We start from the raw sequence: 22122 nt of genomic DNA on the forward strand, positions 1-22122 counted from the left end.
AAACGATGTGAACCGCTACGTTACCGGGGACATCGGGGAGCACCACTCACCTCCCAGGAGCCGGTTCATGGAACGACGTCGTTTTCTTCAGCTTGCCGCCGTGACGACCGCCGGAGCGGCGATCATCCCCGTCCCCGCACACGCCGGCGGCGATCCCTTCGCGGCGCTCCGGCAACGCTGGGCCGGCCTCCTCGTCGGTTCCGGCTACGATCCGGCCGCGCAGCCGTACGCGACGAGGCTCGCCGAGCTGGGAGACACGGCGCGCAGGCGCAGGGACACGATGACCCCCGCCGGGACCTCCCTCTGGCCCGACCTCCCGCTCGGCACCGCGTCCAGCTCGATCACCGGCAGCTATCTGCGGCTGCGGACCATGGCGCTGGCCCACACCATGCCGGGCACCGGCCTGACGGGCACACTGGCGGCCGAGGTTCAGGCCGGACTCGACTTCCTGTACGGCCGCGCCTACAACGAACGGGCCACCTCATACGACAACTGGTGGGACTGGCAGATCGGGACCCCGCTGGCGCTGCTGGACTGCTGCGCGCTGATCGGCGAGAGCCGGCCCGGCTATCTGGCGGCGGTGGACCGCTTCGTGCCCGACTCGGCCGTTGCGACCTATACCGGCAACAGCACCGGGGCCAACCGAGTGGATCTGTGCAAGGTGATCGCGCTGCGGGGCGCGCTGGGCGCCTCGCCCACCAAACTCGCCCTGGCCCGCGACGCCCTGTCGCCTGTCTTCCCCTACGTGACCAGTGGCGATGGCATCTATGCCGACGGCTCGCTGATCCAGCACACGCGAATCCCGTACACGGGAACCTACGGCGCGGTGCTCCTGGACGGGCTCGCCCGGATGCTCACCTGGCTCGACGGTTCCCCCTGGGCGGTCACCGATCCCGCGCGGCAGAACATCTTCGACTCGGTGGAGAACGCCTTCGCGCCGTTCCTCTTCAACGGGCTGATGATGGACGGCCAGTCGGGCCGCGGAGTCAGCAGGGGGATCTCCGCCGATCCGCTGGCCGCCCCGCAGAACGACCACACCCGCGGCCACGAGGTCATCGCCTCGGTCCTGCTGCTCGCCGGCTCGGCCTCCGCGCGGGAGGAGGCGCGCTGGCGCGGGCTGGCCAAGGGCTGGCTGGTCCGCGACTACTGGTCGGAGGTAGCCGAAGACCGGCGGCTCGACGTCCCCGCTCTGGCGCGGTGCGTCGGCGCCCTGAACGACCCTGGCCTCACCCCCACCCCCGAACCCATCCAGAGCCGGATTTTCCCCAACATGGACAGGGCCGTGCACCGCCGTGCCGGGTGGGCGTTCGCGGTGAGCATGTGCTCGTCTCGTACCAGCTACTACGAGTACGGCAACGGCGAGAACCCACGGGGCTGGCACGCCAACAACGGCATGACCTACTACTGGGGCGCCACCTCCGGCAACGGTCAGTACTCCGACGGGTTCTGGCCCACCGTGGACCCCTACCGCCTGCCCGGCACCACCGTCTCCCGCAAGCCGCTCGCCGACGGGCAGGGCGGCAACTTCGGAAAGCCGCGGCCCGCCACCACCTGGGCCGGCGGTGCCACCGACGGTCTGCACTCCGTGCTGGGGCAGCACCTCAGCGGTTACTCCAGCACGCTGAAAGCGCGCAAGTCCTGGTTCTGCCTGCGGGACTCGATCGTCTGCCTCGGGGCCGGGATCACCGCCACGGACCGGGTCGCCATCGAGTCGACCGTGGACAACCGCAACCTGAGCGCCACGGGGAACACTCCGTTCACGGTGGACGGCATCGCCAAGCCGACCGAGCCGGACTGGTCGGAGACGCTGACCGGAGCCGGCTGGGCCCACCTGAAGGGCGTGGCCGGCTACATCTTCCCCGGCGGCGCGACCCTCCAGGCGAAGCGCGAGGAGCGCACCGCGTCCTGGCGGGACATCCACCCCACCGGCTCGCCCGAGCCGTTCACCCGTCGCTACCTGACGCTCTGGTTCGACCACGGCGTCGACCCCTCGAACGCCACGTACGCCTACGTCCTCATGCCCGGCGCCTCCGCGGCCCGGACCGCGGCCCGCGCCGCGGACTCCGGCTGGCTGACGATCCTCGCCAACACCGAGGCCCAGCAGGGTGTCTCCGCCGACGGAGTCACCGCGGTGAACTTCTGGGCCCCGGGCACGGTCGGGCCGATCACCGTCGACCGCCCGGCCAGCGTGCTCATCCGGCAGACCGGCTCGGTCGCCACCATCTGCGTGAGCGACCCCAGCCGCACGACCACGTCGGTAACCCTCACCTGGGATCGCCCCGTCGTCTCGGTCCTCGCCAAGGACCCCTCGGTGACCGCGGCGAAGGCCGGCGCGGCACTCCGCCTCCAGATCGCCGTGGGCGGCACGGCAGGCGCCACCCACCGCGTGAAGGTCCGCCTCGGGTAGCCGCCCCTTTGAACGGTCTCACCTCAGGCGCCTGCTCAACCACGCACGTGGATCTCCCGCCCGCCGCACCGCCCCTGCCCGCTCGCGACCCCGCCCGGTCCGCGCATCCTCTGCGCCGGATACGGCTCAAGCCCAGCCGGGGGCATCGGAGCGAACGCTTGAGGTGAAGGTCCTCCCCCGGCTCCGGGGAGGCCGGTCAGAGGGTGGGGTGGGTGGTGATCTCGTCGGCGGTGCGGTGGAGGGTGACGGCGTCCCATGCGGCGGCCCGGGAGTGCCGCCACGATTCCGCGGCCGGAACCTCCAGCTGAGCCCGTGGAGCTCCCGGCGCAGCGCCATGACCTCGGGGGGCAGCTCGCCGAGTCGTTCCCGTCGTGGTCGATGACGGTACGGCCCAGCTCCGGCGAGGGATAGGTCTCCAGCCCGAACCGCTCGACCAGTTCCAGGACGCGGTGCTGGTTCGGGCCGGCCCGCTGCCCGCCAGGCCGAGCTGAGGGCCGTCGGGCAGGTGGCGGGTGAGCGCGCGGCCGCCCACCCGCTCCCGGGCCCCCAGCACCGGGGCCCGGCAGCCCCCGCCCGGCCGGGTCAGCGCCGCCGTGAGCCCGGCGAACCCGGCGCCCACCCACGACCACGTCGTACACGTCCACGAATCCCCCGCCGTCCCCCGGCCCCCCCGGCACCTGGAATGCCCCACCCCTGTCGCGGCCGCGTTCTGCGTACAGCGGGAGCCGTACGGGATCAGGGGTCGCGGCGACAGCCGTACGCGATCGGGTGTGGCGAGGGCCCTATGCCAGGGGGTGGAGGCCGGCCGGTTCACTGGGGCGCGGCCGGGGGCTCGCCTTCGAAGCCGTTGGCCCAGTACCGGCCGCGCAGCGACAGGTCCAGGAGCATGCGGGTGACCTCCTCGGCGGACAGCCGGGGCGGGTCGGACTCCAGCCACCAGGCCAGCACGGCGATCTGCTCGCCGACCCAGGCCCGGGCGAGGACCTCGACGTCGATGCGCGGGGTCACGCCCAGGGCCTCGGCCCGGGCCCGGAACACCGTGGCGGCGGCGGCCGTGCGGGCGTCCACGAGCCGGCGCAGGGCCCGCCCGTCGCCCTCGCCGCGCAGGATGACGCGGTAGGCGTCGCGTTCCTCGGCGGCGTGGCGGAACATCTCCAGGACCGGCTTGCCGCTGAACCCGACCGAGGGAGGGTTCAGCAGGGGCCGCAGCCGCTCGTCGAGCTCGGCCTGCAGGTCGGCGGCGATCTGGGTGAACAGCGCGCCCTTGTCGGTGTAGTGGCTGTAGAAGGTCGCCCGTCCCAGGTCGGCGCGCTCGGTGATGTCCTCGACCGTGATGTCGGCGTATCCCCGCTCCAGCACCAGTGCCACCAGCGCGTCGCGCAGCAGCCGGCGACTGCGCCGGCTGCGCCGGTCCTCCTGCGCCATGTGGCTCCCCTCGGTGTCCGGCAGCAGTCTAGCGACCCATTGACGCCGCGCACGTTTCTGAACATGCTGTCCACTAACATTCGTGATGCCTAAGAACTGGAGTGCCGGTGAACCTGGGCAGTTACCTCACCCGCAGCACCCTCTACTGGCCCGAACGTGAGGCGCTGGTCTGCGGGGACCGGCGGTGGACGTACCGGGAACTGGAGGCCGCCGCCAACCGCCTGGCCTCGGCGCTGCTCGCCCGCGGGGTGTCCCCCGGCGAGGCGGTGGCGACCTTCGCCGCCAACCGCGGCGAGGCGGTGGAGACCGAGATGGCCCTCTACAAGGGCGGCTTCCTCCGGGTCCCGATCAACGCCCGCCTCGCTCCCGAGGAGGTGCGCCACATCCTCGCCGAGGCCCGGGTCCGGGTCCTGTTCACCGACCCGGAGCGCGCCGGCCAGGCCCGCGACGCCGTACGGCGGGCAGGGGTGGACTGCGCGGTCGTGGACTACGCCGAGGACTACCCGGCCCTGCTGGCCGAGGGGGACGAGCGGCCGGTGGCCGTCGAGGTGCGCGAGGACGACCCGGCGGTGCTCAACTTCACCTCCGGCTCCACGGGGCGGCTGAAGGCGGCGGTGCAAACCCAGGGCAACCGCCTGGCGAACATGCGCAAGCTGCTCATGAACCCCGACGGGGCCTTCACCGACCAGGAGCGCTACCTCGCCGCCGGGCCCGTCACCCACGCCGCCGGCATGGTCCTGCTCGCCGCCCTGTCGCGCGGGGCCGCGGTGGTGGTGCTGCCGCGCTGGGACGCCGGGCTCTTCCTGCGCACCGTCGAGGCCGAACGCGTCACCGGGACCCTGCTGGTGCCGCTCATGCTGAGCACCGTCCTGGCCCACCCCGCGGTCGCCACCACGGACCTGTCCAGCCTGACCCGGCTGACCGTCGGCGGCGCCCCCGTCTCGCCCAACCGGCTGCGCCAGGCGGTGGAGGTGTTCGGCCCCATCGTCGCGCAGGGATACGGCCTGGGCGAGACCACCAGCGCCGTGACCGTGCTCACCCGGCAGGACGTCCTGACCGGGGTCACCTCCGACCCGGAGCTGCTCCTGTCCTGCGGCCGCGCGGTGTTCGACACCGAGGTCCGCGTCGTCGGCCAGGACGGCGAGCCGGTGCCCCCCGGGACCCACGGCGAGGTGGTCGTGCGCGGCCCCGACTGCGTCCGGGAGTACTGGAACGAGCCGGAGCTGTCCGCCGAGACCTTCCGCGACGGCTGGGTGCACACCGGCGACATCGGCTACCTGCGCCGGGACGGCTACCTGTTCATCGTGGACCGCAAGAAGGACATGATCATCTCGGGCGGGTTCAACGTCTACAGCAGCGAGGTCGAGGCTGTCCTGTACGACCACCCCGCCGTGGCCGAGGCCTGCGTCGTCGGCGTCCCCGACGACACCTGGGGCGAGGCCGTCAAGGCGGTGGTGGTGCCCCGGCCGGGAGCGGAGGTCACGGCCCGGGACCTCATCGACTTCTGCGGCGGCCGCCTGTCCGGCGTCAAGAAGCCCAAGTCCGTCGATTTCGTCGCGTTCCTGCCGGTCAACCGCAACGGGAAGATCGACCGCCGCGCCGTGCGAGAGCCCTATTGGAGCGGCAGCGTCCGCAACGTCCACTGAGGATGGCCATGCCTTTCACGCTCACCCCCACCTACGACGACAACCCCCGGCTGCGGGACCTGGTCGGCCGGCTCCGGGACTACCTCGACGGGGAGCTCGCGGAGTACGAGGCCAGGCTCGGCCTCACCCACGAGTCCCGGTACGGCAGGGACGTGCTGGAACCGGTCTGGAAGCGCAGCCGTGAACTGGGGTTCTACGGCGTCCACCTGCCACCGGAGCACGGCGGGCAGGGCCTGACCTTCACCGAACTGGCCGCGCTGAAGGAGGAGATCGGCGCCTCCGGCCGCGTCCTGCAGCTCAGCGTGCTCGGGGACATGGGCGGTCCGCTGCGCGTGGGCTCCGTCCTGCGGTACGCGACCCCGGACCAGCTCGACCGGTACCTCCTGCCGGTCATCCGAGGGGAGCGCGCCTGCTGCTTCTCGCTGACCGAGACCGGCGCCGGGTCCGACGTACGGGCCATGACGACGACGGCGACCCCCGACGGCGACGGCTGGCGCATCACCGGGCACAAGGTGTTCTCCACCGCCGGGCCGTTCGCCGACTTCTCGATCCTGATCGCCCGGGTGGCGGGCACCGTCGGCAAGGACGGCAAAGAGGCGTACGCCGCCTTCCTGGTCGACCTCGACTCCCCCGGCTGCACCGTCCGCGACGCCCAGACCCCGATGTCCGGGCAGCACATCGAGAGCGACATCATCCTCGACGACTGCTACGTCGGCCCCGGCCAGCTCCTCGGCGAGGTGGGCGAGGGGCTGCGGATCGGACTCGGGAGGGTCACCGCCAACCGGCTCCTGCACTGCCCGACCGTCCTCGGCATGGCCCGCCGCGCGCTCGGCCTGACCATCGAGTACGCCCGGACCCGGGAGGTCTTCGGCGGCCCCCTCGCCACCCTCCAGTCCATCCAGCACAAGATCGCCGACATGGCCACCGGCTACTACGCCGCGCGGAGCATGACCTACGACGGACTGGCCGAGCTCGACGCCGGGGGCAGGCCGCGCGCCGAGGCGTTCATGTGCAAGCTCTTCGTGGCCGAGACCGCCTTCCGCATCGCCGACGAGGCGGTGCAGATCCACGGCAAGGCCGGCCTGGTCCGCGGCTCAGAGGTGGAGTTCCTGTTCCGCGGCCTCCGCATGTTCCGCGTGCTGACCGGATCCTCCGAGATCCAGAAGAACGCCATCGCCTACCAGCTCTTCCTCGGCGACCAGGGCTGAGGGCTCGGATGGACACCACGGCCGCCCCCCAGGCGCTGGGAGACCGCCTCGACCGGCTCCCGCTCACGTCCTTCCACCGCAAACTGGTCATCGCGCTCGCCGGGATGATCCTCTTCGAGTGGGTCGAAACCCACTCCTTCGCCTACGTCCTGCCCGCGCTGCGCGCCCAGTGGGACGCGCCCCTGTCGACCTTCGCGGCCATCGCCGCCGTCGGCTCGCTCGGCGCGTTCACCGGGGGCGTGCTGGGCGGATACCTGGCCGACCGGATCGGCCGCCGCCGCGCGATGCTGACCTTCAGCGCCACCTACTGCACCGCCGCCGTCCTGTGCGCCCTGGTGCAGTCGCCGGGCCAGCTCATGGCGGCCCGCGCCCTGGCGTTCTTCGGCGCCCAGGGTACGGCGGTCATCGCCATCGTCACGCTGTCGGAATTCGTCCCCGCGTCAGCGCGCGGACGCCTGCAGACCCACAAGGTCCTCGTGGGCTCCCTGGGCATCCCAATCGCCGCCTGGCTGGGCTACTTCCTGATCCCGAACTGGCCCTCCGGGTGGCGCGTGCTGTTCGGCATCGGCACGCTCGGCGCCGTCTTCGCCGTGCTCGTCTGGCGCTGGGTGCCGGAGAGCCCACGGTGGCTGATGGCCCGCGGGCAGGTGGACCGCGCGCACGAGATCGTGTGCCGAATCGAGCGCGAGTGCGGCGTCACCCCCGGCGCGTCCGCCGTACTGCACGACACCGGGCCTCCCGCGCCGCGCGCCCGCGTGACCGAACTGCTCTCGCGCGACCTCCGCGGCAGGTTCCTGCTCGCGTCGCTCATGTGGGTCACAGGCCTGCTCGCCTACTACGCCTTCACCACCTGGACGCCGACGCTGCTGTCGGAAAACGGCCTGCACCTGTCCGACACCCTGCTCCTGTCGGCCGTGCTGGCCTCCTGCGCGCCGCTGGGGGCGCTGGCCGCCGTCCCCCTCATCGACCGGTGGGACCGCCGCAAGACCCAGCTCGCCATCGGCGTGGTGCTGGCCGCCGTGCTCCTGCTGTTCAGCGTCGCCGAGTCGCACGCCGCCATCCTCGCCTTCGGCTGCCTGGTCAGCCTGCTCTTCCAGGTGGCCGTCCCCTTCCTGCAGGTCTACACCGCCGAGGTCTTCCCGACCCGGGTACGGGCCCTCGGCGCCGGCACCGCCAACGCCGTATCCCGAATAGTCAACTTCGGCGGCCCCGCCCTGGTGACCGGCGTCTACACCACCCTCGGCTACACCCCCGTCTTCGTACTCCTGGCGACCCTCAGCGTCCTGGGCGGCTGCCTGGCCATCCTCTTCGGCCCCAGAACGACCGGCCTGCCCCTGGAATCCGTCGAATCCGCGAGCCCGACCCCACCCCGCTGACCACCGCCGTGACCCCGAGCCGCCCCGACCTTCCCGCTCTCCCAGTGACCCCGCCTCCGGGTACGGCTCGCCCCGCCCGCCGTACCCGGAGCCGGTGACCGCTTGCGCCCCGCCTAGCCATCAAGAGACAACGTGCGGGCCCGAGAAGGTCTCCTCGGCCCTGACCCCACCTGATCGCCGAGCTCGGCCCTGAACGCGGACACTCTTGTCGAGCTGCTCCGTCGTACGCGGTTGCGGCGCCGGTCAACTTTTCGCGCTTGCAGTCCCGCTCACCAGCGAATCACCGGCCGCGACTCCGCCTCACCCACAGCTTGCAAAGTCAGCGCGCCTTTCCGCGCGGCGACGGGACGCTTCGGAATCCGGGGCCCGCAACGGCTTCGCCGCCCGCTCGCCCCCTCGCGGGGCGGGAAGCGGCCGACGCACCCCGAGCGTCGGCTGCCGTCCCCTGTAGCCGAGATCGGGGGACTGAGCTTGCTGGTCGCGGCTGCCCGGATCAGGTTCCCCTTCTGGTGGGTGCATCGCAAGGGGCACCGTGCCCACCATCGGATTGACCCCTCGGGCACCTGGATGAAGGGCTGACACCACCACAAGGGGTCCCGCGCACCGCGCGGGACCCCTTTCCCGTCCCCAGGCCGGGCCCCCGTCACGCGGATCTCCGGGGCCCCTGCCCGCTGGCGGGCGTGTCAGACCGCCGGGGCCGGCGCGGCCACCCGGTCGTAGCGGGCCACCGTCATCGTCCCGATGTCGCGCTCGTGGACCAGGCGGAAGCCCTGGGCCAGGGCGGCCCGGACGGCGGCGGCGCGGGGGTCGGGGTCGCGGCTCGCGCGCACGACCCAGATGCTGCGGCGGGCCCCCAGGCGGGCGGCGATCTGCGCCGGGGCGGCCTCGGCCACGTCGTAGAAACCGGCGGGGGTCCGCGTCAGCGGGACCGCCAGGGGGTCGGCGGCCGGCCGCAGCGACGCCGGCAGGTAGTAGTACAGGGCGGGCCGATGCCAGGCCGGCTGGACCACCACCCCGCCGCCGGCGCGCAGATCCGGCGTCACCAGGCCGGCCACCGCGCGAAGATCGCTGTCGTGCCCGTCCGGGCCGCGCACCTGCAGCTGCGCCGGCAGGACGGCGGCGGCCAGCACCGCCATCACCACCCGCGCGTGCGTGAGCCGCGCCAGCGCGCAGGCGGCCAGCAGGACGCAGGCCGGCAGGCAGAACAGGACGTAGCGAGGTGTCCACAGGTCGGTGAACTGGGCGGCGAACGCCAGCAGCAGCACCGGGGCCACCGCCCACACCAGCAGGAACGGCGGCGCGCCGGCGGGCCGGCCGGCCGCGGCGACGACGGCCAGCCCCGCCGCCAGGGCGGCCGAGCCGATCAGCTCCACCGGCAGCTCGGCGAGCTCGGCCAGGCCGGGGGCCGGCCAGGACAGCTGGTTCTCGCGCTGGCCCGACGCCCACCCCAGCAGCCCGGCGGCCAGCAGCGCCGGAGCGGCCACCGCGCACGCCCACCGCCGCAGCAGCATCCCGCGGCCGTCCCTGCCCATCAGGTACGCCGCGTGGGCGGGCACGATCAGCAGGGTCAGCACGTGCAGGAGCGCCGCGGCCCCCAGCGCGGCGGCGTACCCGGCCCACACCCGGCGGCCCGGGCCGCGGCCCGGATCGGCGGCGGCCACCAGGAGCAGCGTGGCGCCCAGGACGGCCGCCAGGGCCAGGCCGTAGGGGCGGGCCTCCTGGCCGTAGCGGGTCAGCGCGGGGGTGAGGGCCATGAGCGTCCCGGCGGCCAGGCCGGCGCGGGGGGACCACAGGCGGCGCCCCAGCGCGGCGGTCATGGCGGCGGACGCGGCGGCGGCCAGCAGCGAGGGGAGCCGCAGCCACTGCTCGCTGTCCGACACCGCCGCCCAGGCCCGCATGAACACGTAGTACGGGGCCAGGATCCGGTCCTTGGCGGCCAGGAGCCCGGCGAACCGGTCGCCCGGCATGGTGGCGGCGGCCCAGGTGGCGCCCTCGTCGGCCCACAGCGCGGGCCCGGCGATCCCCCAGGTCCCGAGCGCCAGCGTCAGCAGTGCGGCCGTCAGGGCCGGGTGGGCCAGGGCCGGCCGGAGCGGGCCTCCTGTCTCGGGCGGTTCGGGGCGCACGCGCCCTCCCTTCTTGAGTTGCGTCGGCCGGCCGCGCCACCTCTCTCCCCCGGCGGGCGCCCGCGGGGGCTGCCCGGGGCAGGCGGAGCGGGCGTGGCCGGTCACATCGAGGGGTGACCGTGGCCCGCCCCCGCCCGCTGTCAAGACATGAGCGACCACCCGCGTGAGCCGGCGCCCGGCACGTCGCGCGCCGCACCCCTCGGACGCCTCCCACCGGCGTGGCCCGGCACGCCGCGGCCCCGCCCCAACCGCCCAGGGCGCACCGGGGTGGGGCGGCGGGTGCGCGTGTGTTGACGGAGGGCGGGCCCCTCGGACGGTCGCCGGCGCGGACCAGCGCACTTCGCGCTGCCGCCGGATCAAAGAGGTGGCTCACATGCAAGAACGCGTGAAGGCGGTGCCGTGACCAGCGTGACAGCACCGCGAAGAACCTCAGGTCGGCCGAGCGCCGGGGACGAGCCCGCCGCGGCCGGCCACCGCTTTTCTGACGGCCCCGCCACCCCGGGACGCGGCCGCCGGCGGATCGGACGGCCGGCCCGCCGGCCCCGGCGGCGCCAGCTGCCGCGGCGCGACCGCAAGAACCTGGCGACCGTCCGCGAATACCTGGCGTGCTCGCAGCTCACCGGCCCGCTGCGGGCACCGGACGCCGAGACGGCGACGGTGGCCTTCCGCAAGGCCGGGGGCCGCTGGACCCGCCGCGTGCTGACGATCCTGGTGCTGCTCAACGCCGCCACCGGGATCGGCTTCGTGAGCTGGCTGATGCTCCCCCAGCACGTGCCCGGCGCGGGCATCGTGGGCGCCGCCGACTGGCGGATCACCGCGGCCCGGATCGGGTTCATGCTGATCGTGGGGGTGGAGCTGATCCGCCTGGCGCAGAACGCGGCGATCTGGACGTTCGCCCGCTGGGCCAAGGACCCCGTCCCCATGACCGTGCCCGCCGGGCTGCGCGTGGCGGTCCTGACCACCATCGTGCCCGCCAAGGAGCCGATCGAGCTGGTCGAGCGGACCCTGCGCGCGATGACGCGGATCCGCCACGACGGGCCCGTGGACGTGTGGATCCTGGACGAGGGCGACGACCCCGGCGTCAAGGCGATGGCCGGCCGGCTGGGCGTGCGGCACTTCAGCCGCAAGGGCCGCTACGGCTACAACCCCCCGTTCGGCCGCTTCCGCGCCCGGACCAAGGCCGGCAACCACAACGCCTGGCGCGCCTTCCACGAGAAGGCCTACGACGTGGTCGCCCAGATGGACCCCGACCACGTCCCGGTGCCAGAGTTCCTGGAGCGCACCCTGGGCTACTTCCGCGACCCCGACGTGGCGTTCGTGGTGGCCCCCCAGGTGTACGGGAACATGTTCGACAACTGGGTCGCGCACGGCGCCGGCGCGCAGCAGTACCTGTTCAGCGGTGTCGTCGAGCGCGGCGGCAACGGCCTGTCGGCCCCGCTGCTGATCGGCACCAACCACGTCTACCGGACGGCGGCCTGGCGGCAGATCGGCGGCTACCAGGACTCGATCATCGAGGACCACCTCACCAGCATGCGGGTGCAGGGCAGCCGCAACCCGGCCACCGGCAACCGGTGGAAGGGCGTCTACACCCCCGACGTCATCGCGGTCGGCGAGGGCCCGTCCTCCTGGACGGACTACTTCAACCAGCAGAAGCGGTGGGCGTACGGGATCTGGGAGATCCTGCTGGACCGCGGCAAGCTGGACGGCGTCCGGCTGGCCTTCCGCCAGCGGCTGCTGTACGGCCTGGTGCAGAGCTACTACCCGGGCGTGGCCGCGACCTTCCTGCTGGGCAACCTCGCCACGGCGTTGTACCTGGCGCTCGGGTCGCACACGCTGGCCGTGGACGGACGCGCCTGGCTGCTGCTGTGGAGCGCCAACATGGCCACGTGGGCGCTGCTGTGGGTGTGGCTGCGCCGGTTCAACCTGGCCGCCCACGAGCGCCGGGAGTGGGGCCTGGCGGGCATGGTCCTGGCGCTCAGCGCCGGCCCCGTCTACCTGGCGGCCGCCGTCGCGGCCCTGCTCCGGCGGCCGCTCACCTACGCCGTCACCGCCAAGGGCAGCAAGCGCAGCCGTGAGAGCCTGGCGACGTTCCGCCTGCACCTGCTGTGGGCGGTCGCCGCCGCGGCGACGCTGGGAGCCAGCTTCTGGCTGGACATCCGGCAGGAGGTGGCGTTGCGGCTGTGGTCGGCGGTCACGCTGGCCGCCTGCCTGCTGCCGCCGCTGAGCGCCCTGGGCGCGGCCGCGGCCGCCCCGTTCCGGCGGGGCCGCGCGGCCCGGCGGGGCGGGCGGGTCCCGGCCCGTGGCCGCCGCGGCGCCGCGCCGGGCCGGCGCGCGGGGAGGGCGGCATGAGACTGACCCTGCCCCGGCTGCTGATCGTGGCCGTGATCGGGCTGCTGGGCGCGTACGCCTTCGTGTGGGCGCCCATGCGCACCCTGCCGGCCGACCCCGACCTGCGCCTGAACCGGGAGCCGTCGTTCACCTGGACTCCCCCGGCCGCCGCGCCCGCCGCCCGCCCGGCGTTCCCGCCGTACGGCACCGCGTTCCTCGGGGTGATGACCAAGACCGGCCCGTACGATCTGCGGCCGCTGCGGGACTTCACCCGGGCGGTCGGGCGCCGGCCCGCCGCGCTGCAGTTCTCCCAGGGCTGGGAGACGCAGCGGTTCGTGCGGGGCGCGTTCGACCGGATCGCGCGCCGCGGCATGATGCCGATCGTGGCGTGGGAGCCGTGGGACTACGCGGCCGAGTCCATGATCGAGCTGGAGCACGGCGGGCAGCCCAAGTACGCGCTCAAGCGCATCATCGCGGGCGAGTTCGACGACTACGTGACCGCGTGGGCGCGGGGGATCAAGCGGCTGCGCTACCCGGTGGCGATCCGTTTCGCGCACGAGATGAACGGCTTCTGGTACCCCTGGTGCGAGGGCGTCAACGGCAACGCGCCGGGCAGCTACGTCGCGGCCTGGCGGCACGTCCACGACATCTTCACCCGTCTGGGCGTGGACAACGTCACCTGGATCTGGAGCCCGAACGTGCACTACCAGGGGTCCACCCCGCTGAAGGGGCTGTACCCGGGTGACGACTACGTGGACTGGGTCGGCCTGTCGGGCTACTACGGCACCGAGGGCATGGAGGGCTACCGGTCCTTCTCCGAGGTGTTCTCCCCCACGCTGAAGACGATCCGCCAGCTCACCCGCAAGCCCGTGGTGATCACCGAGGTGGCGGCGACCGACGTGTCGGGGCTGAAGGCCCGCTGGGTGGAGCAGATGTTCCGCCAGCTCCCCAAGCATCCCGACATCATCGGCGTCATCTGGTACGAGGCCGTCAAGGAGACCGACTGGCGCATCGCCGCCTCGCCGCGCGCCGCCCAGGCGTACGCCGAGGGCGCGGCGGGGACGGGCGTCACGACGACGTGGTCCCCCGACATGGTCCCCCGGACCTCGCTGACCAGACCGCCGGCGACCAGGCGGCCGGCGACCACACCGTCGGCGGCCAGGCCGTCGGCGGCCAAGGCGCGGAACGCGCCGCCCGCACCGGGCCGGGCCTCCCCCGGCCCGGGGTGAGGGTGCCCCGCGTGGGCCGTCCCGCTTCGGCGGGGCGGCCCACGTCCGCGTCCGGCGACCGCCACCTGGACGTCGCCCTCTGAACACCGCCTCTCTCAACACCGCCCCTCTGAACACCGCCCCTCTGAACACCGCCCCCTCTGAACACCGCCCCCTCTGAACACCGCCCCCTCTGAACACCGGTCTCCCGGGGCCGTCTCCGGCCCGGCCCGCGGTGCGGGCGGACCCGCCGGCGGTGATGCGGGCGTCGCGCGCCTGCGCGCGCACGGTCTGTCCCGCCAAGCCAACCAAGATCCAGCGCGCGGCGCTGGCATCCGCATCGCACGAAAGGACCCCGATGCCCACCCGCACCACCTCACGCCCCGCCCGAGCCGGCCGCGGCCGCACGGCCCCCGCCCCGGACGCGGCGCCCACGCACGCCGGGATCGACCTCGACCAGCGGGCCGCCGACGTGCCCCAGGCGCGCGACTTCGCCGACCTGGGCGTCCCCGAACCCCTGCGCGCCGCCCTGGCCGGCATGGGGATCCACACTCCGTTCCCCATCCAGGCCGCCTCCATCGGAGACGCGCTGGCGGGCAGGGACGTACTGGGCCGCGGCCGCACCGGCTCCGGCAAGACCGTGGCCTTCACCGTCCCGCTGACGGCCGTCCTGGCCCGCGGCGACCGGGCGGCGCCGAACCACCCCCGCGGGCTCATCCTGGTGCCCACCCGGGAGCTGGCCACCCAGGTCCACGCCACGCTGCGGCCGCTGGCCGAGGCCGTGGGACTGACCTGCGCGACCGTCTTCGGCGGCGTCTCCCAGCAGCCGCAGGCCGCCGCCCTAAACCGGGGCGTCGACGTGCTCGTGGCCTGCCCCGGCCGACTGGAGGACCTCATCGGCCAGGGCCTGTGCGACCTGGACGCGGTGCGGGTCACCGTGCTGGACGAGGCCGACCACATGGCCGACCTGGGATTCCTGCCCGCGGTGCGGCGCCTGCTGGACCGCACCCCGCGGGGGTCGCAGCGGCTGCTGTTCTCCGCCACCCTGGACAACGGGATCGGCGTGCTCGTGCGCCGCTACATGCACGACCCCGCCGTGCACAGCGTCGACTCGGCCGACTCCCCCGTCGCCGCGATGACGCACCACGTGTTCGTGATCGGCGGCCGCGACAAGGACGCGATCGTGCGGGAGCTGGCCGCGGGGCGAGACCGGCGGATCCTGTTCACCCGCACCAAGCACGGCGCCAAGAAGCTCGCCCGGGCGCTGCGGCGCGACGGCCTGCCGGCGGTGGAACTGCACGGCAACCTCTCCCAGCCGCAGCGCAAGAAGAACCTGGACGCGTTCGGCGAGGGGACGGCCACCATCTTGGTGGCCACCGACATCGCCGCCCGCGGCATCCACGTCGACGACGTGGGTCTCGTGGTGCACGTCGACCCGCCCGCCGAGCACAAGGCGTACCTGCACCGCTCCGGCCGTACGGCACGCGCCGGCGCCGAGGGCGTCGTGGTCACCCTGGCCACCGGCGACCAGCACGGCGAGGTCAAGACCCTCATGCGCAAGGCGGGCATCAAGCCGCTGACCGCGGCGGTACGGCCCGGCGAGGAGATCGTCGCCACGATCCGCGGCGAGGCGGCCGTACGCCTCACGCCGCCCCCGGCCGCCCCCGCGCGGCCGGCCCCCCAGCGCTCGGCCCCCCAGCGCTCGGCCCCGCAGCAGGCGGCCTCCGAGCGCGCCCGCGCGGGCGCCCCGCCCCGCCGCCGCGGCCGCCGCGGCGGCCCGCGCAAGCCCGCCGGCCAGTCCTGACCGGCGCTCACGCGCGACATGCACGCCCCGGGCGGGGCGTGCATGTTCATGTACGCACGACATCGGCTGCCGAGGGCGTCACCCCCAGGCCACGTGCCGTTCGTACGGCACCGCGTTCCCTGTTCTGTCCGTCCCCGGGACCTTCGCGGCTCCGGCCCGGGGGCGGGCCGGCGTGCGCCGGGCCTTGCCGGCGATGCCGCCACCGGCACGGTCGCCTCGCGTTCCCGACGAAACGAGGTGGCAGATGCCCAAGCTCGACGAGCTGTGCGGCGGCGACCTGGTGGAGGCCATGGTCCGCGAGGGCATGATCGCCCGCAGGGCGCATCCGTCCCTGCCGCTGGACATCTACTGCTACACCCCGCGCTGCCAGGCCGAGGGGGTCTGGAACGCCGCCACCCGGGCCTGCCGCGGCCTGGTGGTGGACCGGGACAGCGGGCAGGTCGTGGCGCGGCCGTTCCCGAAGTTCTTCACCTGGGGGCAGCCGCAGGTCCCCACCGGCCTGACCGGGCCGGTCACCGTCGCCGACAAGGTGGACGGGTCGCTGGGCATCCTGGTGCTCGCGGACGGGCACGACCCGTTCCTCGCCACGAAGGCGTCGTTCACCAGCGCCCAGGCGGCCCACGCCACCGCCGTCTACCGGGCGCGCTACCACGGCGCGTGGACGCCGCGGCCGGGACTGACCTACCTGTTCGAGATCGTCTACCCCGGCAACCGGATCGTCGTCGACTACGGCGCCCGCGACGACCTCATCCTGCTGGGCGCGGTGGACATCGCCACCGGCCGGTCGGTGCCGCTGCCGGACCTGATCGGCGACTGGCCCGGCCCGGCGGCCGAGCTGTTCGGCCACGCCTCGCTGCAGGAGGCGCTGGCGGCGCCGCCGCGTCCCAACCGGGAAGGCCTGGTCGTGCACTTCACCGACTCCGACGAGCGCATCAAGATCAAGCAGGAGGACTACGTCCGGCTGCACCGGCTGCGCGCGCTCGCCGGCCCCCGCACCGTCTGGGCGCACGTCGCCGTCCAGGAGTGCCGGGCCATCGCCGAGCGCGACGGCGCCCCGGCCCTGGCGGCCCGGCTCAAGAAGATCCCCCCGGACACCGTGCGCCAGATCGTGAACGAGCCGGGGATGCTGACGCGGCTGCTGCGCGACCTGGCGGACCCCGGGCTCACCGCGCAGGTCGAGACCCTGGCGCGGAACCTGAGAGAGCAGGCCGCGCACTGGCAGAGCACGCACCGGCACGCGTTCGCACGGCTGAACCTGAAGGACGTCGCCGAGCGGCACGGCCGCGCCGCCGCCGCGCGCATCGTCCTGGCCGAGGCCGACGCCGCCCTGGACCGGCAGGCGCTGTTCGATCTGCTGGCCGGCCGCGACATCACCGCGCACGCCTGGCGCGCCGTCTATCCCTCCCCCGGTGAGGACGACACCTGACCGGCGCCCCCTCACGCCGCGCCATGCCGGCGCGGCGGGCGGCCCGGGACCGGCTGGTCCCGGGCTGTTGCCGCAGGCCGGCAGGCCGCCGACGGTCCGGGCCGTCGCATCCGCAAAGGGAGAAAACATGGCGTGTCGCAATGTCCTGCACCGCTCGGTACTGATGACCGTCGGCGAGGGCGTCCTCATCGGCGTGATCAGCGCGATCGTCGCCCGGGAGTACGGCTTGGGCCTGGTGGCCGCCGCCGTGGGCCTGACCGTGCTGGTGCTCGCCGTCATGCTGAGCCTGGGCCTGACGGGCGCGGTGACGGTGACCACCCGGTTCACCTGGGTCGTAGCCACCGCGATGCTGGTGGTGGTGGCGCTGTACTTCGCGGCCCTCGCGTTGTACGTGTTCGGTGCCGCCATGCCGGTTCTGGGCGATCCGAGTCCCGCCGGGATCGCCCTCCACATCGTCATCGCGGGCGTGGCCGCCCTCTGGCTGCTGACCGACCTCGACCGGGCCGAACAGGGTGCGCGCCGCGGATGGTCACGCGAGGAGGAGAGGCGGGTGGCCACCTATCTGCTCATGGACCTGGTCTGGCTCTATCTCCTGCTGCTCCACCTGCTCACCCTGGTCTGGGGCTGACCGCATCTCGTCACACGGCCGTGGCCGCCTGTATGGCCGTACGGCCCGGCGGGCTGGGCCCCGGCGAAAACGTGCTGCCCCACCTCCTGCCCTGATGGGCGGGAGGTGGGGCAGTGGCCGGTCAGGGCTGGGTGCGCCGCGCGGTCGAGGACAGCGCCTGCGCGTGGGTGGCGCCCTCCAGGCGGGCGGCGGCGTAGGCGTTCAGGTCGGCGCCGGCCTTGTGGGCCTCCAGTGTCTCGGCCGAGGTGGCGTCGAGCTGGCGGGCGAGGCCGCAGCCGTGCAGGTCGGCGCCGGCCTCGTGGAGCTCCAGCGCCTCGGTGTGGGAGATGCCGGACCGCCGGGCGGCGAAGTAGCCCAACGGCGCGACTTGGGCCCGGAGAGCCTGCAGCGCCTCGGAGTGGGTGGCGCCGGCCCGGCGGACGTCGGCGTAGCCGATGCCCACCTCGGCCCGGAGAGCCCGCAGCGTCTCGGAGTGGGTGGCGCCGGCCTGGCGGCAGAGGAGGTACCCGTAGGGGTCGATCCCCAGCCAGGTGATGTGCGCCACCTCGGCGTCGGTGGCGCCGGCCTTGCGGGCCTCGGTGCGGAAGTACGGGTCGGCACCCGTGTCGTGGGTTCCCGGCGCCTGGATGTGGGCGGCGCTCTCGACGGTGTCCGGCCCAGTCGTGTTCTCGGGCATGGCCGTGCTCCTTCACGCGTTCTTTGATCTCAGGCGCAGATGACCATGGACGGCGGGGGGCAGCCGGGCAAGAACGGCACGGCCCACACGGCGGCCCGCAAGAGCGCCCGCCCCGGTGGCCGGTCGGCGGCATCGGTCAGCGCCGCCGGCGATGACGGCGCGTTCCCGCCCCGTGGCCTGGTCAGCTGATCGGGCCGGCGGAGCCCCAGCCGGAGTAGCGGGCCTGGAAGGTGTTGACGATCCCGCCGGCGTCGGGGCCGGACGGGCCGACGGTGATCGTGGTGGTCAGCCGGATGGGCAGGCCCTCGGCGTCCGTGGCGAGTTCGAACGCCAGGCGGACGTCGGCCCCGCCGCCGCCGGCCCACGGGGCGTACAGCTGGGCGACCGGGGTTCCGGACGCCAGCGCTTCCACGGGGGCCTGCCCGGTGTAGACCCGCGTGCCGTTTCCGCCCGGCGCCGCCTTGAAGCCGCGGGCGTGGGCGGTCAGCAGGCGCAGGTTGTGCGGGGAGGCGACCCAGCGGGCCATCATGGCCAGGCGGACGTGCCCGTCGGTGCTGCCGAGGTCCTGCGGGGCGGCGGGCCGGGACCCTCCGGACGCCAGCCGTGCCCGGTTGCCGATGAGCACGACGCGGGCCGGGCTCGTCGTCCCGTCCTCGCCGACGGGGTTGCGCACGGTGACGTCCAGCCGGGTGGCCTGCTCCAGGTACTGCAGGCGCCCGGTCGCCTCGAACTGGTCGGTGCTCTGGTCGATCTTGCCGGTCACCTCCACGCGGGCCGTGCGCTGGCCGGCGATGGCGGTCTCCACGGCGGCCGACAGGCGGGCGGGATCGGTGATCACGGGGGCGGGGGTGCGCGACGGCGCGGGGGCCGCGGCGGTGGCGGTGGCGCGGGGCGCCGGTGCGGGCGGGTCCTGGCCCTGGATGAGGACCGCCGCGCCGATGACGCCGGCGGTGCCGACCGCCGCCGTCCCCAGGACGATCGGCATCTTGGCCCAGGCGATCACCGACCCTCCCCCGCCGAGGGCGCCGAGCACGCCGGAGGTGACGGCGGCCCCGGTGATCACGGCGGCGGCGGCGCGGCCGACGGCGGACACACCGCGCCGCTCCCAGTGCGGTCCGTAGGCCCGGCGGGCGTGCTCGTCGAGCAACTCCAGGAACGCCGTCGCGGAGGCGGGCCGGTCGGCCGGGTGCTTGGCCAGCCCGGCGGTGATCAGCGGGCGCAGGCCGGGCTCGACGGCGTCGGCGGGGATGGGGGCGCTGGTGTGCTGGGCCATCAGCTCGGGCCAGGTGCGGCCGGGGTACGGGCGGCGCCCGGTGACGCATTCGAAGAACACCGCGGCGGCGCTGTAGATGTCGCCGCGCGGCGAGGCGGGGGTGGTGGTGAACTGCTCGGGCGCCATGTACGGCAGGGTGCCGGCGGGCGCGGCGTGCTCCCCGGTGCGGGCGGCGATGCCGAAGTCGGTCAGCTTGCTGGTGCCGTCGGAGGTGATGAGGATGTTGGCGGGCTTGTAGTCGCGGTGGACGACGCCGCGCGCGTGCGCGTGGGCCAGGCCCAGGAGCGAGCCCTTCAGCAGCCACAGCGCGCCTTCGGGAGTCAGCGGCGCCCGCGCCGCGAGGACGTCCTTCAGGCTCGCCCCCGCCACCAGCTCCATCACGATGGCGGCGACGTGGTCGTCCTCGTAGTAGTCCAGCACCTGCACGATGTGCCGGTCGCGCAGGGCGCGCAGGATCTGGGCCTCCAGGCGGAACTCCCGCCGGAACCGGTCCTCCCCCAGCAGCCCGGCCGCCAGGTACTTGATGGCGACCTTGTCGGAGGTGGCCACCTGAACGGCCTCCACGACCTGCCCGGACTCGCCGGACCCCAGCTCTCGCACGTGGACGTACCCAGGCAGTCGCTGCGGCTGCATCCCGGGCTGGCTCCTCTCCGGCGGCCCGTTGATCACCATGTCCCTATATATCAGGCGATCTCCGCCCATTCAGGCGGCGCCTATTGCGCCCAGCGGCTCCGGGACGGATGGGCCGGCGGCATCCTGATCTTCATCGTGGACGTTCCCGCAGCGCAGTGAGGGGGTGATCGGGAACGTCCGTAGCAGGTTCCCCATCGGGTGACTAGGCATCGGGCACGCAGGCCCATTTTTGCGAATGTGGTTTGCCAGAGTTCACCCGATTTGTCAGCCTCCCTATCGTTCGGAGCGTTGTGCCCTCGGACTCCGATGAGGAGGCCCCCATGAGAGTCCTGCGTTCCGCGATCGTGGCCCTGGCGGCGGCCGGCGCCTGCGTGCTGGCGGCCGAACTGCCGGCCTCGGCCTGCCCCGGCGGCGGCTGCAGTTCCGGCCGGTTCTGCCTGTACGAGAACAACGACTACAACCAGGGCAACACCGACCACTGGCTCGACTTCGTCAACGACGACTTCGACCTGCGCAACAACTACTGGAGCGGCTCCAACGACAGCATCGACAACGAGGCCAGCTCGATGCGCAACCGGCGCGGCTGCTCCGTGCGGCTGTGGCAGCATGTCGGCGGCACCGGGGCCCAGAGCACCTGGGCCAACGGCGCCAACGACGGCTTCCTGGCCAACAACGCCATCGGCGACAACCGGGCGAGCGCCGTAGACGTCTGCGTATGACCCGCCCGGCACTGGGCCGGCGCCGCGGCCACGCCGTACGCCTGGCGGCCGCCGCGCTCGTCCTGGCCGCCTGCTCCGCGCCCGAGGGCGGGGAGCAGGCGGCACCGGCCCCCTCGACCGGCTCCGCCACCCTCGCGGCCGGGGCCGCCGACGCCGCCGCCCCGGGCGCGCTCACGCTCCCGTTCGACGCGTACCGCCTTACCGGGGACGACCATGACCTGCTCGACCGAGCCCATCGCGAGCTCCTGCGGCGCTGCATGGCCCGCCTCGGCCTCGGCCGTCCCCTGCGCACGATGCCCCCGGCGGTGTCCGGCGCCCGCCTCGCCGAGCACGCCCGCCGCTACGGCGTGATCGAGGCCGCCGTCGCGCGCGAGCACGGCTACCACTATCCGGCGACGGCCGCCGACCGGGCGGGCCCCGCGCGGTGGGAGGCGTGGGAGGCATCCCTGACCCCCCGTGAGCGCGCCGCCCTGGACGGCACGGGCGGCGAGCCCGGCTGCCACGACCGGGCCGTGGGAGACCTGGCGGCGGCCGTCCCCCGGGACGACCTGCGATGGCTGGAGGGCCAGAACTTCCGCACGGTCGAGGAGTCCGCCAAGGCCGCCCCGGTACGGCGAGCCCGCGAACTCTGGCGCGCCTGCATGTCCCGCGCCGGCTTCCGTTACCCGACTCCCCAGGACGCGATCTCCGACCCCCGCTGGAACCTGGACGCCCCGGTGATCACCTCTCAGGAGCGCGCCACCGCCCAGGCCGACGTCGCCTGCAAACGCGAGTCGGGCCTGGTCCAGGCCTGGTACCACGCCGAGGCCGAACTCCAGCGCACCCTCGTCCGCGCCGAAGCCGCCCGCCTCACCCGCCTCCTGAAGGCCAAGCAAACCCGCCTGAACAAGGCCTGCCGTGTACTCACCGGCGGCACCCCCTGAACCGAGAGCACGCCGCGGCGCCGTACGACTCAGATCAGTGCCGACGCTGACCGCACGCCTGCCCAGGGGACACAGAGCACGCCCCGGCATGCCCAGCTTCTCGGCCCATCGAGGACCAATCGCCCTTATAGCGATCTGCGGTGCCAGGTCATAGAATTGACCCTTTCTTTACAGAAACCTTACTGATAGCTTGCCGTTCAAGATCGCGTGAGGCCCGCCTTCCCACGTCGGGACAGGCGGGCCTTCGCATGCCCGAACGGAGACACGTGTCACCACTCCCGGGAAGACCGGCCCTGCCGCCCCTCCCACCACCACGACG

16 protein-coding genes are annotated in these 22122 nt (G+C 73.9%); 12 read left to right on the forward strand and 4 right to left on the reverse strand.

Annotation, left to right across the window (positions count from 1 at the left end):
- Positions 1-100: 100 nt before the first annotated feature.
- Positions 101-2407, forward strand: coding sequence for a polysaccharide lyase 8 family protein (locus tag D5H75_RS33480; protein WP_202638756.1), 2307 nt, complete (start codon positions 101-103; stop codon positions 2405-2407).
- Positions 2408-3217: 810 nt separating this feature from the next.
- Here the strand turns inward: D5H75_RS33480 and D5H75_RS33485 are convergent.
- Positions 3218-3832 carry a TetR/AcrR family transcriptional regulator gene (locus D5H75_RS33485; RefSeq protein WP_119930587.1) on the reverse strand — a complete coding sequence of 205 codons (615 nt, stop codon included), beginning with the start codon at positions 3830-3832 and terminating at the stop codon, positions 3218-3220.
- Positions 3833-3939: 107 nt separating this feature from the next.
- On the opposite strand from D5H75_RS33485, the gene D5H75_RS33490 reads away from it, so the two are divergent.
- Genes D5H75_RS33490 through D5H75_RS33500 form a run of 3 tightly spaced genes read left to right on the forward strand, consistent with a single transcriptional unit; the run spans position 3940 to position 8062 of the window.
- Complete coding sequence (locus tag D5H75_RS33490; RefSeq protein WP_119930623.1) at positions 3940-5478, forward strand: acyl-CoA synthetase; 1539 nt, start codon at positions 3940-3942, stop codon at positions 5476-5478.
- Between the two features lie 8 nt (positions 5479-5486).
- On the forward strand, positions 5487-6686 hold the full coding sequence (locus D5H75_RS33495) for an acyl-CoA dehydrogenase family protein (RefSeq protein ID WP_119930624.1): 1200 nt from the start codon (positions 5487-5489) through the stop codon (positions 6684-6686).
- Positions 6687-6694: 8 nt separating this feature from the next.
- A complete protein-coding gene (locus D5H75_RS33500) occupies positions 6695-8062 on the forward strand; it encodes an MFS transporter (protein ID WP_119930588.1) in 1368 nt (455 codons plus the stop codon).
- 683 nt (positions 8063-8745) lie between these two features.
- On the opposite strand, the gene D5H75_RS33505 is transcribed toward D5H75_RS33500, so the two are convergent.
- Positions 8746-10185, reverse strand: a complete 1440-nt coding sequence (locus D5H75_RS33505; RefSeq protein ID WP_119930589.1) for a glycosyltransferase family 39 protein — start codon at positions 10183-10185, stop codon at positions 8746-8748.
- 408 nt (positions 10186-10593) lie between these two features.
- Between D5H75_RS33505 and D5H75_RS33510 the strand changes: the two genes are divergently transcribed.
- The 5 genes from D5H75_RS33510 (at position 10594) to D5H75_RS33530 (ending at position 17579) form a co-directional block, all read left to right on the forward strand.
- On the forward strand, positions 10594-12534 hold the full coding sequence (locus tag D5H75_RS33510) for a glycosyltransferase family 2 protein (RefSeq protein ID WP_202638757.1): 1941 nt from the start codon (positions 10594-10596) through the stop codon (positions 12532-12534).
- Positions 12531-13742 carry a glycoside hydrolase family 26 protein gene (locus tag D5H75_RS33515; RefSeq protein WP_119930590.1) on the forward strand — a complete coding sequence of 404 codons (1212 nt, stop codon included), beginning with the start codon at positions 12531-12533 and terminating at the stop codon, positions 13740-13742. The genes D5H75_RS33510 and D5H75_RS33515 overlap by 4 nt, the downstream gene beginning before the upstream one ends.
- Before the next feature lie 337 nt (positions 13743-14079).
- Complete coding sequence (locus tag D5H75_RS33520; protein WP_119930591.1) at positions 14080-15525, forward strand: DEAD/DEAH box helicase; 1446 nt, start codon at positions 14080-14082, stop codon at positions 15523-15525.
- A 244-nt stretch (positions 15526-15769) separates the two neighbouring features.
- The gene (locus D5H75_RS33525; protein ID WP_202638758.1) at positions 15770-16951 is read left to right on the forward strand and encodes an RNA ligase; all 1182 of its coding nucleotides are present in this window, start codon (positions 15770-15772) and stop codon (positions 16949-16951) included.
- Positions 16952-17078: 127 nt separating this feature from the next.
- The gene (locus tag D5H75_RS33530) at positions 17079-17579 is read left to right on the forward strand and encodes a Bax inhibitor-1/YccA family membrane protein (RefSeq protein ID WP_119930593.1); all 501 of its coding nucleotides are present in this window, start codon (positions 17079-17081) and stop codon (positions 17577-17579) included.
- Positions 17580-17700: 121 nt separating this feature from the next.
- Here D5H75_RS33530 and D5H75_RS33535 read toward each other — a convergent pair whose 3' ends face one another.
- Positions 17701-18255 (reverse strand): hypothetical protein, encoded by a 555-nt coding sequence (locus D5H75_RS33535; RefSeq protein ID WP_119930594.1) that lies wholly within the window; start codon positions 18253-18255, stop codon positions 17701-17703.
- 39 nt (positions 18256-18294) lie between these two features.
- Between D5H75_RS33535 and D5H75_RS42200 the strand changes: the two genes are divergently transcribed.
- A complete protein-coding gene (locus D5H75_RS42200) occupies positions 18295-18444 on the forward strand; it encodes a hypothetical protein (protein WP_202638759.1) in 150 nt (49 codons plus the stop codon).
- Here D5H75_RS42200 and D5H75_RS33540 read toward each other — a convergent pair.
- Complete coding sequence (locus tag D5H75_RS33540; protein WP_202638760.1) at positions 18437-20161, reverse strand: serine/threonine-protein kinase; 1725 nt, start codon at positions 20159-20161, stop codon at positions 18437-18439. The genes D5H75_RS42200 and D5H75_RS33540 overlap by 8 nt on opposite strands.
- Before the next feature lie 320 nt (positions 20162-20481).
- Here D5H75_RS33540 and D5H75_RS33545 point away from each other — a divergent pair, with 320 nt between their 5' ends.
- Both D5H75_RS33545 and D5H75_RS33550 read left to right on the forward strand, forming a co-directional pair.
- The gene (locus D5H75_RS33545; RefSeq protein ID WP_119930596.1) at positions 20482-20880 is read left to right on the forward strand and encodes a peptidase inhibitor family I36 protein; all 399 of its coding nucleotides are present in this window, start codon (positions 20482-20484) and stop codon (positions 20878-20880) included.
- Positions 20877-21803, forward strand: coding sequence for a hypothetical protein (locus D5H75_RS33550; protein ID WP_119930597.1), 927 nt, complete (start codon positions 20877-20879; stop codon positions 21801-21803). The genes D5H75_RS33545 and D5H75_RS33550 overlap by 4 nt, the downstream gene beginning before the upstream one ends.
- Positions 21804-22122: the final 319 nt, after the last annotated feature.

It is taken from the genome of Bailinhaonella thermotolerans, from assembly GCF_003594875.1.
GTDB lineage: Bacteria > Actinomycetota > Actinomycetes > Streptosporangiales > Streptosporangiaceae > Bailinhaonella > Bailinhaonella thermotolerans.

What these genes read in the sequence shown, in the direction of transcription:
- D5H75_RS33485 (WP_119930587.1), bottom strand. Translation starts at nt 3,832, where the DNA reads ATGGCGCAGGAGGACCGGCGCAGCCGGCGCAGTCGCCGGCTGCTGCGC.
- D5H75_RS33495 (WP_119930624.1), top strand. Translation starts at nt 5,487, where the DNA reads ATGCCTTTCACGCTCACCCCCACCTACGACGACAACCCCCGGCTGCGG.
- D5H75_RS33500 (WP_119930588.1), top strand. Translation starts at nt 6,695, where the DNA reads ATGGACACCACGGCCGCCCCCCAGGCGCTGGGAGACCGCCTCGACCGG.
- D5H75_RS33515 (WP_119930590.1), top strand. Translation starts at nt 12,531, where the DNA reads ATGAGACTGACCCTGCCCCGGCTGCTGATCGTGGCCGTGATCGGGCTG.
- D5H75_RS33520 (WP_119930591.1), top strand. Translation starts at nt 14,080, where the DNA reads ATGCCCACCCGCACCACCTCACGCCCCGCCCGAGCCGGCCGCGGCCGC.
- D5H75_RS33525 (WP_202638758.1), top strand. Translation starts at nt 15,770, where the DNA reads ATGCCCAAGCTCGACGAGCTGTGCGGCGGCGACCTGGTGGAGGCCATG.
- D5H75_RS33530 (WP_119930593.1), top strand. Translation starts at nt 17,079, where the DNA reads ATGGCGTGTCGCAATGTCCTGCACCGCTCGGTACTGATGACCGTCGGC.
- D5H75_RS33535 (WP_119930594.1), bottom strand. Translation starts at nt 18,255, where the DNA reads ATGCCCGAGAACACGACTGGGCCGGACACCGTCGAGAGCGCCGCCCAC.
- D5H75_RS42200 (WP_202638759.1), top strand. Translation starts at nt 18,295, where the DNA reads ATGACCATGGACGGCGGGGGGCAGCCGGGCAAGAACGGCACGGCCCAC.
- D5H75_RS33540 (WP_202638760.1), bottom strand. Translation starts at nt 20,161, where the DNA reads ATGCAGCCGCAGCGACTGCCTGGGTACGTCCACGTGCGAGAGCTGGGG.
- D5H75_RS33545 (WP_119930596.1), top strand. Translation starts at nt 20,482, where the DNA reads ATGAGAGTCCTGCGTTCCGCGATCGTGGCCCTGGCGGCGGCCGGCGCC.
- D5H75_RS33550 (WP_119930597.1), top strand. Translation starts at nt 20,877, where the DNA reads ATGACCCGCCCGGCACTGGGCCGGCGCCGCGGCCACGCCGTACGCCTG.